Raw genomic sequence first — 14,932 nt, 5'->3', positions numbered from 1 at the left:
CCGATGACCAGTCGGTATGGCGATTCCACTCGCAGCCTGAAAGCGACCAGGTCGCTGGCCATCCCGGGCCAGCCGGTGGCGCCACACCCGGTTTTGGCGTCCACCTACCACTTGCCGGCCGACGACACCGCCGACCTGGACACCTACGGGCGCAGCTCCAATCCGACCTGGCGACATCTGGAATCGGCGCTCGCCGAACTCGAGGGCGCGGCCGGGGCGTTGGTGTTCGGCTCCGGCATGGCGGCCATCGGCGCCGCACTGCGGGCGCTGACCCAACCCGGGTCAGTGTTGGTGGTGCCCGCCGACGGCTACTACCAGGTACGCCGCTATGCCGTCGAGCACCTGGTGCCCGTCGGGGTGAAGGTTGTCGAGGCGGCGAGTTCGCAGATCTGCGACGTCTCCGCGGGTGCCGACGTGGTGCTGGCCGAAACTCCCACCAATCCGGGTCTGGATGTGGTCGATCTGTACCGGTTGGCCGCGATCTGCCACGATCGCGGTGCTCGTCTGATCGTGGATAACACCACGGCAACGCCGCTGGGCCAGCAGCCGCTGTCGCTGGGTGCTGACCTGGTGGTGGCCAGCGCCAGCAAAGCCCTGTCCGGTCACAGCGACCTGCTGGCCGGTTACGTGGCCGGCAACCAGCCCGAGTTGATGGCCGCCGTGGAACGCCAGCGGATACTCGCCGGTGCGATCCTGGGTGCGTTCGAGGCATGGTTGGTGCTGCGCAGCCTGGGCAGCGCCGGATTGCGCTACGACCGCCAATGCCGCAACGCGCAGGCTCTAGCGACGATGCTGCGGGGCCATCCGGGCGTACGGGCCGTGCGCTATCCGGGACTGGTCGGGGATCCCGCGTATCCGGCAGCGGCCGCGCAGATGCGCAGGTTCGGCGGCTTGGTGTCGGTCGAGCTGGCCGACGCCGCGGCCGTGCACGCTCTGGTGCAGCGCAGCGAGCTGCTCATCGCAGCCACCAGCTTCGGCGGGATCCACACGTCGGTAGATCGCCGGGCTCGCTGGGGGGACCCGGTCGGCGACGGCTTTGCACGCATTGCGGTAGGCATCGAGGACACCGATGATCTGCTCGCCGACGTCGAACGCGCGCTCGGGGGAAACCGGCGCTAGTAGCTGGCACGGGCAGCTCGAGGATTGCCTGCCGCCGCAAATCGAGGACAGCCCGCAGCGCTGGGTCCCCCGATCATGGGACACGTCCGTCGTCGGCAAACCGTCCGATCGGCGGAGGTAGCGGAGGTCGCCCGCCGCTAGCGTTACAAATATGGCTCAGATGTACACCGATCGCCATCCGCCCGCTTCTGGCGGTGCAGGTCCACGTGGAACCGCCGCGGTGCTGGAAGACCTACCCTGGCGACCGGCCGACGTCCAAGACGGCGCGCTGGGCGGCGCGAAGGGAATCTCCGACGGTGCTCACCGCGAACTGGTATCAGCCAAGCTGCCGCTGCGGCGCCGCAGCCCGATGATCCTGACCGAGTATGCGGTCAGCGCCGTAATCATCGTCGCCGCAACGTTTCTGGTGATACCTGCGTTGTCGGCGCGGGCTGTCGAGGATGGCGATGCGCCGGTATTGTGGTTGGGCGCGGCGGGCATGATCGCCGCCGCCGCCGCCACTTTGTTCGTCGGCCCCGTTTCAGCCCATACGACCGCCGCCATTCCGCGGCTCGGTGACATCGTTCGCCGGGGCGTGCGTGTTCTGGGTTCGGACCGGCGGTTTCGTCGATATGCGAGCACGCAGCTGCTGTTCGTGCCGATAACCCTAGGCGCGACGTTCTACGCCCTACATGTTCCGACCGGAAGCGCCGACCGGACGGACAGCGTGCCGGCGGTGGTCGTCTGCACCACCACGGGGCTGCTGATCGGCTCAATATTGTGGCGGTTCGTTCATCGCCGGGCGGGGGTGCGGGGAATGCTCGTCGGCAGTGCGTTGATGGCCCTGAGCGCCGCCGGGATCTGCGTGCTGGCCCACGCCACCGGCCTGTGGTTACAACCGTGGGTTCAGGGGTTGATGTTTCTACTCGCCGCGGCTGCCGACCAGGCTGTCTACGCCGCGAGCATCGAGTGGATAGGCGAGCTGGCCGGGGAACACGACCGACCGATGTGGTGGGGTTCACTTCGGCGGCCGCGGCGCTCGCGGCGGCGCTGGCCGGCGTCGTGCTGGGCGCGATCGCCGAACACACCAGCGCCACCTGGCCAGTGCTGGTCCTGCTCGGCCTCAACGCGATCGCCGTCGTGGCAGCGCTACGCGCGGCGGACCCGTCGCACAGGTCACCGGCAACTGCGCAAGTGCTTACCCAATCCGATTCAGCAACGTCGGCTGATCCGGACATAGCGGTCGTCAGTCCACCTCGGCTAGTAAAGGAATCCTCTTATGAGTGACATCGAGTCCGGCCGGCCCGCCCAGTCCGATGCGCCGCGGAGCCGACGTACGGCAGCGCTAGCCATCGGGTGTTGCGTTGGCGTCATCATCGCGATCCTCGGAATCGCCGGATACGTTCCCCTTGGGCCCCTCGGGCCCCGTGGGCGGGCGGCGTCCGGGCCGGCCGCGTCCAGGCAGACCGCGCGGCCGGGTGCCCCACCCTCACCTAGCCAGGTCGTGCTGCCGCTCGCCGTCACGCATCCCGAGGGGGTCGCGGTCGACAGCATGGGCAACGCTTTTGTCGCCGACTCGAGCAACAACCGGGTGCTCGAGCTGGCGCCCGATGCCGAAGACCCAAACATCTTGCCGTTCACCGGCCTTAACCGGCCAACCGGTTTGGCGCTGGACAGCGACCGCAACCTCTATGTCGTCGACCAAAACAACGACCGGGTGCTGAAACTACCCGCTGGCTCCGATACCCCGAGCCGGCTTCCGTTCACCGATCTTGGCGAACCGCATGATGTGGCGGTGGACGGCAGCGGCAATGTCTACCTCGCCGACTATGACACCAACCAGGTATTGAAGCTGCCCGTCGGTTCGGATACCCCCGCCGAGCTGCCGTTCACCGGACTCAAGAACCCATACGGTCTGGCCGTGGACGGGGCCGGCGCGGTCTACGTCGCCGACGCCGGCAACAACCGTGTGCTGAAGCTGGCCGCGGGGACAACCACTCCGGTCGGCCTGCCGTTCACCGGGCTCGACTTTCCCAATAGCGTCGCGGTGGACCACGGCAACAACGTCTTCGTCACGGACTTGAACAACAATCGGGTGCTGATGCTGGCGGCCAGCTCGAACGCCGTGTCCGAGCTGCCTTTCAGCGGGCTTTTCTGCCCATACGGTGTGGCGGTGGCCGAAGACGGTGACGTCTACGTGGTCGACTTCCGCAATCAGGTATTGAAACTGCCGGCGGGTTACGAACTGGAGCCACTCCCAACCTGACGTGTTGCGCGACCACCCGGCCAACGCCGAGGGCTGGACTCTGGACACAGCCCCTCAGCGGCCCGCCGATCGATTCCCATTAGGCTGATCGAACGTGCCTGATGCCGCGCAGGAAGCCGACCTGCTGACCGCCGCCGCGGTCGCCTTGAACAGGCATGCCGTCGTCCTGCGGGGGCTCGGGTCGGCGTTCGCTGCCGCGGGTCACGAGTTGTATCTGGTCGGCGGTTCGGTGCGGGATGCCGCGCTGGGCCGGCTGAGCCCCGACCTGGACTTCACCACCGACGCCCGTCCCGAGCAGGTGCAGAAGATCGTGCGGCCACTCGCCGATGCGGTGTGGGACACCGGGATCGAGTTCGGCACCGTCGGCGTCGGCACGGGCGGCTACCGCCTGGAGATCACCACGTTCCGCGCCGACACCTACGACCAGGTATCGCGGAATCCGGAGGTACGTTTCGGTCACCGCCTCGACGAGGATCTGGTGCGCCGCGATTTCACCGCGAACGCGATGGCCGTGCGTGTCACGCCGACCGGGCCGGGCGAATTCCTGGATCCGCTCGGCGGTTTGGCGGCGCTGCGGGCCCGGGTGCTGGACACCCCGGCGGCACCGGCGATGTCCTTCGGAGATGACCCGCTGCGAATGCTGCGCGCCGCGCGGTTCGTTTCGCAGCTCGGCTTCACCGTGGCGCCGGGGGTGCGCAAGGCAATCGAAGACATGGCACCGCAGCTGGCCCGGATCAGTGCCGAACGGGTGGCCGCCGAGCTGGACAAGCTGCTGCTCGGCGACGACCCGGTCGCCGGTATCGACCTGCTGGTGCAGACCGAGATGGGGGAAGTGGTGCTGCCCGAGGTCGGTGGCATGCGGATGGCCATCGACGAACACCACCAGCACAAGGACGTCTACCAGCATTCGCTGACCGTGCTGCGCCAGGCGATCGCGTTGGAGGACGACGGCCCCGATCTGGTGTTGCGCTGGGCGGCGCTGCTGCATGACATCGGCAAGCCGGCTACCCGACGCCACGAACCCAACGGCGGAGTGAGCTTTCACCACCACGAGGTGGTCGGCGCCAAAATGGTGCGCAAGCGGATGCGGGCGCTGAAGTACGCCAAGCAGATGATCGACGACGTCTCGCAGCTGGTGTATCTGCACCTGCGGTTCCACGGCTACGGCGACGGGAAGTGGACCGACTCCGCGGTGCGTCGCTACGTCACCGACGCCGGACCCTTGCTGCCGCGGCTACACAAGCTGGTGCGCGCCGACTGCACCACCCGCAATAAGCGCCGGGCCGCTCGGCTGCGGGCCAACTATGACCAGCTAGAGGCGCGTATCGCCGAACTGGCCGCCCAAGAGGACCTGGATCGGGTGCGCCCCGACCTGGACGGCAACCAGATCATGGCACTGCTCGGCGTTCCGGCGGGCCCGCAAGTCGGCGAGGCGTGGCGCTATCTGAAAGAGCTGCGCATGGACCGCGGGCCGTTGAGCACCGAGGAAGCCACCGCCGAGCTGCTGGCCTGGTGGAAAGAACGGGGGAACCGCTAGCCGGGGCGGACCGTCACACCAGTCGTGGAGTACTGCTTGAGCGGGGACGACGGCACGGCTGACATGTGGAACCGCCCACCCGACCTTGACCTCGACGGTGACGGCCGGTTGGATGCGGTCGGCCTGGATTTCGACGGCGACGGCCTGCACGATGACGCGCTGGCGGATTTCGACGGTGACGGGATGGCCGACCATGCCGTTCTCGACCTCGACAACGACGGCACCTACGAAAGTTACTTCACCGACGACGGATCGGGGACCTGGGCGGTCGCCGTCGACCGGGGCGGACAACTGCGCTGGTTCGGGCTCGACGGCGCCGAGCACTCCGGCGGTCCGTTGGTTGACTTTGACGGGCAGGGCCACCTCGATGACCAATTGCTCGATGCCGACGGCAACGGCGTCGCCGACCGGGTGGTGTGCGCCGGCGAGGACGGCGTGACCGGATACGTCGACACCGACGGCGACGGTCGATGGAACGTACGGCTAACCGACACCAACGGCGACGGCGCCGCTGACGGCGCCAGCAACTTGTGAACGCAAGACCACCCACTTGCTAACCACCAGCGAGGCCCGCTCCTCGGGCACCGACCAGCCCGGTAATGCACATTCTGTCCCTTTCCCCTTGTCTTGCAGCCTGTTTGGGTTACCGTATGACACGCGGGCAGTTCTGTTGTGCACTGCTGAACAGCCTGCTCGGCCGGGCGCGGATGGGGGGAAGTGAAGTGACAGCTGACCACAGCTGGTTTAGCTTGACGCGATAACCCAGCCCGGGAAGCCCGAGTAAGTGAAGGGGATGTAAATGGCAAAGGCGACCGTTGTCACGCCGGAATTGCTGCGGAGCACGCAGCAAGCGATCGAATCAGCCCTGCAGCACGCCACCGCGGTGGCCAACGAGTACCTAAGCAGTCACGAGAATGTCGTCGGGGCGGCGTCGTGGAGCGGGGGCGCGAGCACCAGTTCGCTGGTGACGGCAGAACAGATCAACCACGATCTCCAGCAAGTTATGACTGGTGGTCAGCGCCTCGCGCACGGGCTTGGCCGGGCGGCCGTGCTGATGGAGAACCACGAAGCCGATGCGGCCCATGGCTTCACGGGCCTGTTCGGCGGAAGCCAGACCGGCTAAGCGCAGTCACTCCCAACCCACGGACCGACAAGGGGATTACGGATATGTCAGATCAAATTACCTACAACTACGCTGCGGTTACCGGCTTTGCCTCCGATGTCGGGCAGCGGGCAGCGGTGTTGATGGAAATTCACGACGACATCCGACAGCGCACCCAAGCGCTCGCCGAGTTCTTCCAGGGCACGGGTGCTACCGCCTTCTTCGACGCCCAGCAGCAGATGCTGCACGGACTGGAAGGCTTGATCCAGACGGTCAGCCAGCACAGCCACGTCGTGAACAACACGGCCGAGAGTGCCCAGGCAACCGACATGCAGATCCAGCAGGCCTTCATCTAGGGCGGGTAGGCCTAGGAGGGGCGCACGCATCGCGTGCGCCCCGCGGCATGTCGAGGACAACGTGTTAACCACCACAGTGGACGGCCTATGGGCCCTGCAGGTGCTTACCGGTATCGAAACCGTGGCTCCAGAGCTAGGGCTGCGGCCCCACCTGCCCAGCGTCGAACCCAAGCGGCTGGCACTCGAACACCCGGTGACGGCCGAACTGCGGGCCGTCGGGGCGATCGACGAGTCGGACGCGGTGGATAGCGCTGTGGTGGAATGGCTAACCGTCCTCTCCCGCCGCGATGTCGCGTTGTTCATGCAGCTGTGCATGCCTGCTCAGGACGAACCCGCGCGGGCGCTGCTCGCCAGGTTCGCGCAATGGTGGGTGGTGATGGAGCGGTCCGCGGATCTGATCCGCGTGAGCGGAGCCGGAACCGCCAGCGCCGAAGGGACGGCCAGGACGGTGCTCAACGCACAGATCGAGCGGCTGTGTGGCGTGCACCCGCCCGCGCCGTTGCGGCCGGTCACGCTGGACGCGGATGCCATGCGCGCAGCCGCGACCGATCAGCACACACTGGGCACCTTCCTGGCCGATCAACGGCTAGCGACCGATCAGCTGCGGATGCTCGGGCTGGCCGCAGACCCCAGCCGATCAGCGCAAGCCTCGATCGTCGCGATCCAGTCCGGGGTGCACACGGCCCGATGCGGCCAGACCCACATCGAGGAAACCGCGGTGGCGATCATTGACATTCCCCAGGGACGACTGGTCGCCGAGAACGTATCGTCCGCAGGCAAAAAATGGATGATCGTCGCCCCCGGTACCAAGAGCAACATCGCTTCCGCCATCAACCATTTGGTGCGGCGCCTACCCGCCGACCAAGAATGGCATTCGTACCGAAAAGTTGTGTAGTCGAGAGGGTATCACGAAAATGATAGCAGGGGCGGCGTGACAAATCCGTGGAAGGCGTCATCCAGTATTTCCGAGCAAAATGAAGTGACGCGGCGAGAAGCGCACGCTGCGCGCTATCAGCACCAGGATTCCGTATCCGGAACATTACGGATATCCGATATGGTCGCGCCTCGCAAGATCCCTCCCGGCTCGGGCTGGCGAAAGTTCATCTACGGGACGTCTTTCCGGACCATCAATCTAGGGGAATCGCCTGCCGAAAGGCATTACCGAGAATTGCAGGAGCGGATCCGGCGCCATATCCGAAAGCAATACATCATCGGGGTGGTCTCGGGAAAAGGTGGTGTCGGCAAGACCACGCTCACCGCATGCATCGGCGCCGCCTTTCGGGAGTGTCGGCCCGAGAATGTAGTCGCCATCGATGCAGCGCCCGGCTTCGGAACGCTGGCCGGGCGGATCGATGAGTCCCCACCGGGCGACTACTCGGCCGTGCTGAACGATACCGACGTGCAGGGCTACGCGGATATCCGAGAGCACTTGGGGCAGAACAGTATTGGACTCGATGTACTGGCCGGAAACCGGGCATCGGACCAACCGCGGCCGCTAGTGCCGTCGATGTTCACCGGTGTGCTGTCGCGGCTGCGTCGTACGCACACCGTCATGGTGGTCGACACCTCCGATGACCTGGAGCACCCGGTGATGAAGGCGGTGCTCGATGCGTGCGACACATTGGTTTTCGTGTCGGGGTTGACTGCCGATACCTCGCTGCCGGTGACGCGTGCGATCGACCTGCTGCGGTCGATGGGGTATCACGAGTTGGTGTCCCGCAGCACCGTCATTCTCAACGACAGCCGGAATAAATACGATCGTGATGCGCGCGCATATCTTACCGAACGATTCGGACAGTCCGGGGCGACTGTCGAATTCATGCCCTACGATCCGTATCTCGCAAGGGGCGGGATAATTGACACACGGCACGAGTTGAGGGGGAGAACCCGGCTGCGGCTATTCGAGATCACCGCGGCGCTGGCGGATAAATACACTCCAGATGCCGATCGGCCGCGTTAGTGACAACGTTGTTGGGTAAGGTGTCGTTTCCGCCACGGTGTGCGGTGGCCGTCGTATGTGGAGAACACCTCGTCTCACAGGTATATCCGGCGTCGGTGCCGATCGAGGTTTTCATCGACGACGTCGTGGAGTTGCTCAACGACGAACTCAAGCGCCGGGGCTTCAGCGGGCTGCAGCCCGGCACCGGATACGAGCTGCACAAGGCCAACGGTGTGCGGCTGGATGTCACCAAGACGCTCGACGAACTCGGCGTCGAGGACGGGGCGACGCTGGTTCTGGTGCCCGCGGTGGACGGCGAATCGTTTGAACCACAGTACGAGTCGTTGTCCACCGGACTGGCTCGGATCGGGAAGAGGCTGTTCGAACCGGTCACGGTGCAAACCGCGGCCCACACGGCGCTGGTCATTCTGGCGATGGTTGCGGTGACGGCGCTCGGGTTGGCGGTGCGCGAACGCAGCTGCAGCGACGCTCTGGGGCCCGGCCTCGTGACCGGCGTTGCCGGGCTGTTGGCCGCCGGTGGTGCGGGCGTGGTGTGGCGTTGGTGGCCGCATCGCGGCGACATGCTCGACGGACTCGGCTGGATCGCGGTGCCATTGCTCGCGGCAAGCCTTGCCGGCAGCGCGCCCGGGAAGCTCGGATCAGCGCACCTGTTCATCGCCGCCTTGGCGGCCGCGGTGCTGACGTGCGGAATGGCCACGGCGATGCGCCGCCATATCCCGATAGCGGCGACGGTCGTGACCCTGTGCGGACTTGGCGGGACGGTCGCGGCGGCCCGAATGTGGTGGCCGATTCCTGCCCAATGGCTTGGGATGTGCACCCTGGTCGCGCTGCTGCTGGTGCTGACCCTGGCCCCGACGATCGCACTTTGGGTCGCCCGGATCCGGCCCCCGTACTTCGGATCCATCACCGGGCGGGATCTGTTCCGTCGTAGCGCAGGCCTGCCGGCTGATGCGGTCGCTCCGGTCGACGAGGCGACCGACGAGGACGTCAATCCCGATACCACCCCGCGGGGGGCGCGGATCGCCGCTGCTGCGGTACGCGCCAACGAGGTGCTCACCGGAATCTGCTGGGGCGCCGGACTGGCGCTCCCGGCCGGGGTGTGGGCCACCCTGCTACCGGGGCGCGACCGCGGGACCGCGGCCGCGGTGCTGGCCGGGCTCTTTGTGGTGATCTTCATCAGCCGTGGCAGGGCGTTCGCCGATAAGCGCCAGGCTGTGGCGCTGGTGTGCGGTGCCGCGGCGGCGACATGCGCCGGCGTCGTCAAATATGTTGTGCACCAGCCTGCAGGCGGGCATTCGATGGTGTGGGGGGCACTGATACTGGCCGCATTCGGCGGCGCGGGCCTAGTGGCCGCGCTGCTGGTGCCGATCACCCGGTTCACCCCGCTGGTGCGGATGGCCGCCGAATGGCTAGAGATAGCAGCAATTATCGCGGCGCTCCCGCTGGCTGCCTGGATCGGCGGGCTGTTCACCTGGGTGCGTATGCGGTGAACCGGATTGCTGTTGCGGCCCGCCGGATCCCCGCCATGGCACTGGCGTGCGCACTTATCGCGCTGCCGACGAGCCTTCCCGCGGCACAGGCGATTCCGCCACCAAGTGTCGATCCCGGGCGGGTACCGGCAGATGGCAAACCAGGCCCGGACCAGCCGATGCGGCAGAGCAACATTTGCGCGCGGACGATTACGGTCGCCGACCCGAATGTCGCGGTCACCGCACCGGGCTTCGCGATGCTCGACATCAGCAAGGCCTGGCAATATTCGACTGGCAACGGGGTGCCGGTCGCCATCATCGACACCGGGATCAACCCCGGTCCGCGGCTGCCGGTGGTCGCCGGCGGTGACTACATCATGGGCGGCGACGGGTTGTTGGACTGCGACGCCCACGGCACCATCGTGGCGTCGGTGATCGGCGCTGCCCCGCAAGGCAGCCCGATGCCCGCCCCGATGCCGAGCGCGCCCGCCTTCCCGCCACCGGCGGGGCCGCCGGCGACCGACGCGGCGCCACCACCTCCTGGGGGACCACCGCCACCGCCAGCACCGCCGCCGCCGCCGGCCCCGGTGACGGTCACCGAAACCAAGCCGGCGCCGCCACCACCGCCAGACGAGCCGTCCAACGCACCGGGGGAGCCCGGCTCGGGCCCAACCGACGATTCCGAGGTGCCGCCCCCGCCGCTGGGTGCACCCGACGGAGTCGTCGGTGTCGCGCCACACGCGGTGATCATGTCAATCCGCCAATCATCGCGGGCCTACGAACCGGCTAACCCCGCGCCCGGCGACATGGAGGTGCGCAAGAAGGCGGGTTCGATCGCGTCGCTTGCCAGCGCAATCGTGCACGCCGCCAACATGGGCGCCAAGGTGATCAATATCAGCGTGACATCCTGCGTGTCGGCCGCGGACCCACTCGATCAAGGCGCCCTCGGCGCCGCTGTCTGGTATGCCGCCACCGTGAAAGACGCGGTGGTTGTGGCCGCGGCCGGCAACGACAGCGAGGATGGCTGCGCCCAGAACCCGTCATTCGACCCGTTGAACACGTCGGATCCCCGCGATTGGCATCAAGTCAGAACCGTGTCATCGCCGTCGGTGTTCTCCGACTACGTGCTATCGGTGGGTGCGGTGGACAATACGGGTGCACCGATTGGTAAGAGCCTGGCCGGGCCCTGGGTGTCGGCCGCGGCACCTGGAGTCGGCATCATGGGGTTGTCCCCGGCAACCGGGGGACCGGTAAACGCCTATCCACCGATCCACCCGGGCGACAAGAACATGCCGATCTGGGGCACGAGTTTCTCTGCCGCCTATGTCAGCGGGGTGGCGGCGTTGGTGCGGGCCAAATATCCGGGGCTGTCCGCTCATCAGATCATCAACCGGATTCTGCAGACCGCGCACAACCCCCCGCGCGGAGTTGATAATCAAGTCGGCTACGGCGTGGTCGACCCGGTGGCTGCGTTGACGTTTGATGTGCCTGCGGCGCAACGACTTCCACCCGGTGCGCAGAGCCGGCTGATTACCCCGGCCGCGCCCCCGCCACCGCCGGACCACCGTGCCCGCACTGTCGCGTTGGTATTCGCCGGCGTAGTTGCGGCGGCAGTCGCGGCGGCGTCGCTGATCTCCCGCGTGCGGCGGGAACGATGACCGCCGCGACTAAGCTGGCGATCATCGTCGGCATCTTGGTTTCGGTCCTGGTCGGCTGGACGGTCGGCGGATGCCGTTATGCCGCAGTCGGGTTGGCAATCGCAGTGGTCGCCGGTGTGGTCCCGTGGTGGGGTCAGCCGCTGTGGTCGTGGCTCATCCTGTGGTGTCGGCAGGGAAGGCCGATCGACTGGACTGACCCCCTGACGGTGGCCAACGACCGCGCTGGCGGCGGAGTTCGATTCCAGGACGGTGTCGCGGTGGCCGCCGTGCAGCTGCTCGGGAAGTCGCATACACCAACGTTATTCACCGGTTCAACCTCAACACACACCGAAAACGCCTTCGATATCGCGGATTTGCTTCCACTGCTGCAGCACAGCCTCGGTCTCAAGGTGGATTCGCTCAGCGTGGTCAGCGCCGGGGCCAGGCGGCGCAGCGTCGGTGACTACCCACGGGTCTATGACACGCTGATCGGCACGCCACCCTATGCCGGTCAGCGGGAAACCTGGCTCATCATACGAATCTGTGCCCTCGACAACGCCGAGGCGCTGCAGTGGCGCACCTCGGTCGGGGCCGCGACCCTGGCAGCAGCGCAGCGGATCAGTGCGGCTATGCGCCAACGAGGGATCCGCGCGAAAGTTGCGACCGCCACCGACATCGTCGAGATGGAGCGGCGACTGGGCAGATCCGCACTGGATCTACGCAATCGGCGTTGGCGTTCGGTACGCGGTGAGAGCGGGTGGTTGACGACCTACTGGTACCGGCCAGCAGACGTCACCGCGGAGAAGTTGGCCCAAGCCTGGTCGGCTCGCGCCGACGGGATCATGCAGAACATCACACTTTTTGGCCCCGATCTTGCCGCTGCCACCGCCACCGCCACCGTGACGGTGCGCAGCGCACAACCGCCGACAGCTCCGCCGAGCATGATGCTGCAGGCGTTGCCCGGCGAGCAAGCCCAGGCCGTCGCGGCCAACCTGTGTGGGCCCACGCCGTCGTTGCGGGGCATTCGCCGTGGGGCTTTGACCGGGCCGCTGGTCATTCCGATCGGGCCGTCGGGTGTGCTGCTCGGCAAGGTCGGTGCCGGCAACCGGTTGTTGTTGCCATTGGACGACCCGGGGGAGTGCAGCCGCGTGCACATTGCCGCGGACGATTCGTTGGCCAAGCGCATTGTGGTTCGTATGGCCGGGGCAGGCGAGCGAATTACGGTGCACACTCGAAACGTGCAGCGGTGGGCCAGCGTTCGGATGCCCGATATCGTGGTGAGCGATCAGCCCAAGCCGCTCGCGGGCACGACGGTGAGCGTGGTGGACGGTACCCTCACGCCGGCACCACGTCCAAACACCTTGATCTCCGTCGGCGAACCGGATGTGCCATGCCGGGGCAACGTCAATGTGCTTATCACACAGACAGGTCCGGCCACGGTGACGGTTGCGGCAGCGGGTCAGGTGCACACGGTGGAGGTTGAGTTGTTCCGGGCCGAGAACCGCTACGTATCGTCCGAACCGACGACGCTGCGTGGCTCTGAGCTCGAACCGGCGGCCAGGCCCTGATGACCAACAGGACCACCGGCACCGCAACGGCCGCTGCGCGCAAGCGGTTCGATCAGGCGATGGCATTGTTGGACACCGATGCCGCCGCGGCCGGGGCGCGGTTCCGGGAAGCCACCGAGATCGACCCGTCGATGGCCGACGCCTGGCTCGGCCGGATCGCCGCGGGCGAAGAGTCGTTGCCGACGGTGCAGCAGCTCTACGCGTACGGGGCTCGGCTACACCGCGAAACGAACCGATTGGGTGTGCGCCTATCAGCGCCCATCAAAGCCGGTCCGTACCTGTCGATTTCGGTGACCGAGTCATCTCACGCCGGCCTGGCGCTGGCGAGCGCCCTGATCGACGATCGCCAGTACGGGAAAGCCGAAGCGTTGCTGGCGGATTCATCGCTACTGGACACCTGGGAGAATCACCAGTGGCAGCAGTACATCGAGGCCTACCTGATGTTCGCTGCGCAGCGCTGGCCGGATGTCATCGCGGTGGCCGCGGCCATTTTGCCCCCACAGGCCATCATCATGGCGGCGGTCACCGCTGCGACGAGCACCCTTGCTGCCCATGCTGCGGCTCATCTCGGGCAGGCGCGGGTCGCGCTCGACTGGACGGATCGGGTCGAGATCCGCACCGGACACCCAAGCCCAACCGAGTCGCGTCGCCACCGCGTCGACGCCGCCGTCACCGCGATCGATCCCCACGAGTTCCCGCTGATCGCGGCGGACCTGGCCTATGTGCGTGGGATGGCACATCGCCAACTGGGGGAGGAACACGAGGCGCAGGTGTGGCTGTCCAAGGCGACGATCAACGGCGCGCTGATCGAGCCTGCCAAGCAGGCGTTGGCCGATCCCACCCTGCAGCTGGTGGTCACCGACGAGGAAGCCATCCGCAGCCGAACCGACAAATGGGACGTCAGCACCCAGCGGTCCGCACAGCAGCGCCAAGAGGCCGAGCACGAAGAGCGGCGCAACGAGTTGCTGGAAGAGGGGCGCGCGCTGCTCGACAATCAAGTCGGGTTGGCCGAAGTCAAGCGGGCTGTGGCCGAACTGGAGGACCAGATCGAGGTCCGGGCGCTGCGACTGGCGGCCGGGCTGCCGGTGGCCAATCAAACCAACCACATGCTGTTGGTCGGTCCGCCCGGTACCGGAAAGACCACTACCGCCGAGGCGCTGGGAAAGATCTATGCGGGCCTGGGGATCGTGCGTCATCCCGAGATCATCGAGGTCAAGCGAGCCGACTTCTGCGGTGAACACATCGGGGCCTCGGGTCCGAAGACCAACGAACTGATCAACCGCTCGCTGGGCCGCATTTTGTTCATGGACGAGTTCTACTCGCTGGTGGAGCGGCATCAGGACGGCCGGCCGGACATGATCGGCATGGAGGCGGTCAACCAGCTGCTGGTGGCACTCGAAGTGCACCGGTTCGACTTCTGCTTCATCGGCGCGGGATACGAGAAGGAAGTCGATGAATTTCTCACCGTCAACCCGGGTCTGGCGGGTCGGTTCAACCGCAAATTGCGCTTCGAGTCCTACACACCTGCCGAGCTGGTCCAGATCGCGGTCCGCTACGGAAAGCCGCGTGCCACCGTTATCGAAGCCGCGGCCGCCGAAGCGCTGAACGCTGCCTGTGCCACGTTGCGCGCCTACCAGGCGCCCGACGGCGGCCATGGCATCGACGTCATGCACAACGGGCGGTTCGCGCGCAACGTCGTCGAGCGCGCCGAGCGGCTGCGCGACTCCCGGGTGGCCGCCCAGCATCGCAGCGCGAAGGGTTCGGTGACGATCGAGGACCTGCAAGCGCTGCGCACCCAGGATGTCGTCACCGCGGTGGTCGATGCCTGCGCGGAAAAGCACGTGCCGATAGCGCTTTGACCGCGAACCCAAGGCCGACTGCCCGCCACGAGCTCACCGCCAGCTCAGCCCAAGCGGCAAAGCGTTGTTTACCCGGCCGG

The 14,932-nt window shown here is 66.6% G+C and carries 12 protein-coding genes and 1 pseudogene; all 13 read left to right on the top strand.

Annotation, left to right across the window (positions count from 1 at the left end; all coding sequences use genetic code 11):
- Window positions 1–3: 3 nt before the first annotated feature.
- The 13 genes and pseudogenes from AADZ55_RS23340 (at window position 4) to eccA (ending at window position 14,852) form a co-directional block, all read left to right on the top strand.
- Window positions 4–1,119 (top strand): cystathionine gamma-lyase, encoded by a 1,116-nt coding sequence (locus AADZ55_RS23340; RefSeq protein ID WP_085326557.1) that lies wholly within the window; start codon window positions 4–6, stop codon window positions 1,117–1,119.
- Between the two features lie 151 nt (window positions 1,120–1,270).
- Complete coding sequence (locus AADZ55_RS23335) at window positions 1,271–2,338, top strand: hypothetical protein (protein ID WP_085326556.1); 1,068 nt, start codon at window positions 1,271–1,273, stop codon at window positions 2,336–2,338.
- Window positions 2,339–2,377: 39 nt separating this feature from the next.
- Window positions 2,378–3,364 (top strand): NHL repeat-containing protein, encoded by a 987-nt coding sequence (locus tag AADZ55_RS23330; protein WP_207569131.1) that lies wholly within the window; start codon window positions 2,378–2,380, stop codon window positions 3,362–3,364.
- A gap of 94 nt (window positions 3,365–3,458) precedes the next feature.
- Window positions 3,459–4,901: a CCA tRNA nucleotidyltransferase gene (locus AADZ55_RS23325; RefSeq protein WP_085326554.1), complete on the top strand. Its 1,443-nt coding sequence runs from the start codon at window positions 3,459–3,461 to the stop codon at window positions 4,899–4,901.
- Window positions 4,902–4,925: 24 nt separating this feature from the next.
- Window positions 4,926–5,435, top strand: coding sequence for a pullulanase (locus tag AADZ55_RS23320; RefSeq protein ID WP_085326553.1), 510 nt, complete (start codon window positions 4,926–4,928; stop codon window positions 5,433–5,435).
- Window positions 5,436–5,700: 265 nt separating this feature from the next.
- Window positions 5,701–6,024 (top strand): WXG100 family type VII secretion target, encoded by a 324-nt coding sequence (locus tag AADZ55_RS23315; protein WP_085326552.1) that lies wholly within the window; start codon window positions 5,701–5,703, stop codon window positions 6,022–6,024.
- Window positions 6,025–6,068: 44 nt separating this feature from the next.
- Window positions 6,069–6,359 (top strand): WXG100 family type VII secretion target, encoded by a 291-nt coding sequence (locus AADZ55_RS23310; protein ID WP_085326551.1) that lies wholly within the window; start codon window positions 6,069–6,071, stop codon window positions 6,357–6,359.
- Window positions 6,360–6,420: 61 nt separating this feature from the next.
- On the top strand, window positions 6,421–7,254 hold the full coding sequence (locus AADZ55_RS23305) for an ESX secretion-associated protein EspG (protein ID WP_085326550.1): 834 nt from the start codon (window positions 6,421–6,423) through the stop codon (window positions 7,252–7,254).
- Window positions 7,255–7,374: 120 nt separating this feature from the next.
- A pseudogene (locus AADZ55_RS23300) lies at window positions 7,375–8,319 on the top strand (MinD/ParA family ATP-binding protein); the annotation flags it as partial.
- A complete protein-coding gene (eccD, locus tag AADZ55_RS23295; RefSeq protein WP_278248625.1) occupies window positions 8,319–9,809 on the top strand; it encodes a type VII secretion integral membrane protein EccD in 1,491 nt (496 codons plus the stop codon). The pseudogene AADZ55_RS23300 and the gene eccD, both read left to right, overlap by 1 nt.
- A 35-nt stretch (window positions 9,810–9,844) precedes the next feature.
- Window positions 9,845–11,446 (top strand): S8 family serine peptidase, encoded by a 1,602-nt coding sequence (locus AADZ55_RS23290; RefSeq protein ID WP_085326590.1) that lies wholly within the window; start codon window positions 9,845–9,847, stop codon window positions 11,444–11,446.
- Window positions 11,443–12,993, top strand: coding sequence for a type VII secretion protein EccE (eccE, locus tag AADZ55_RS23285; protein ID WP_085326548.1), 1,551 nt, complete (start codon window positions 11,443–11,445; stop codon window positions 12,991–12,993). The genes AADZ55_RS23290 and eccE overlap by 4 nt, the downstream gene beginning before the upstream one ends.
- The gene (gene eccA, locus AADZ55_RS23280) at window positions 12,993–14,852 is read left to right on the top strand and encodes a type VII secretion AAA-ATPase EccA (protein WP_119185043.1); all 1,860 of its coding nucleotides are present in this window, start codon (window positions 12,993–12,995) and stop codon (window positions 14,850–14,852) included. The genes eccE and eccA overlap by 1 nt, the downstream gene beginning before the upstream one ends.
- The last annotated feature ends 80 nt before the right edge of the window (window positions 14,853–14,932 follow it).

Source organism: Mycobacterium decipiens (assembly GCF_963853665.1).
Taxonomy (GTDB): Bacteria; Actinomycetota; Actinomycetes; order Mycobacteriales; family Mycobacteriaceae; genus Mycobacterium; species Mycobacterium decipiens.
Note: the sequence above shows the minus strand (reverse complement) of the source record. Positions and strands in the feature narration are given on the sequence as shown.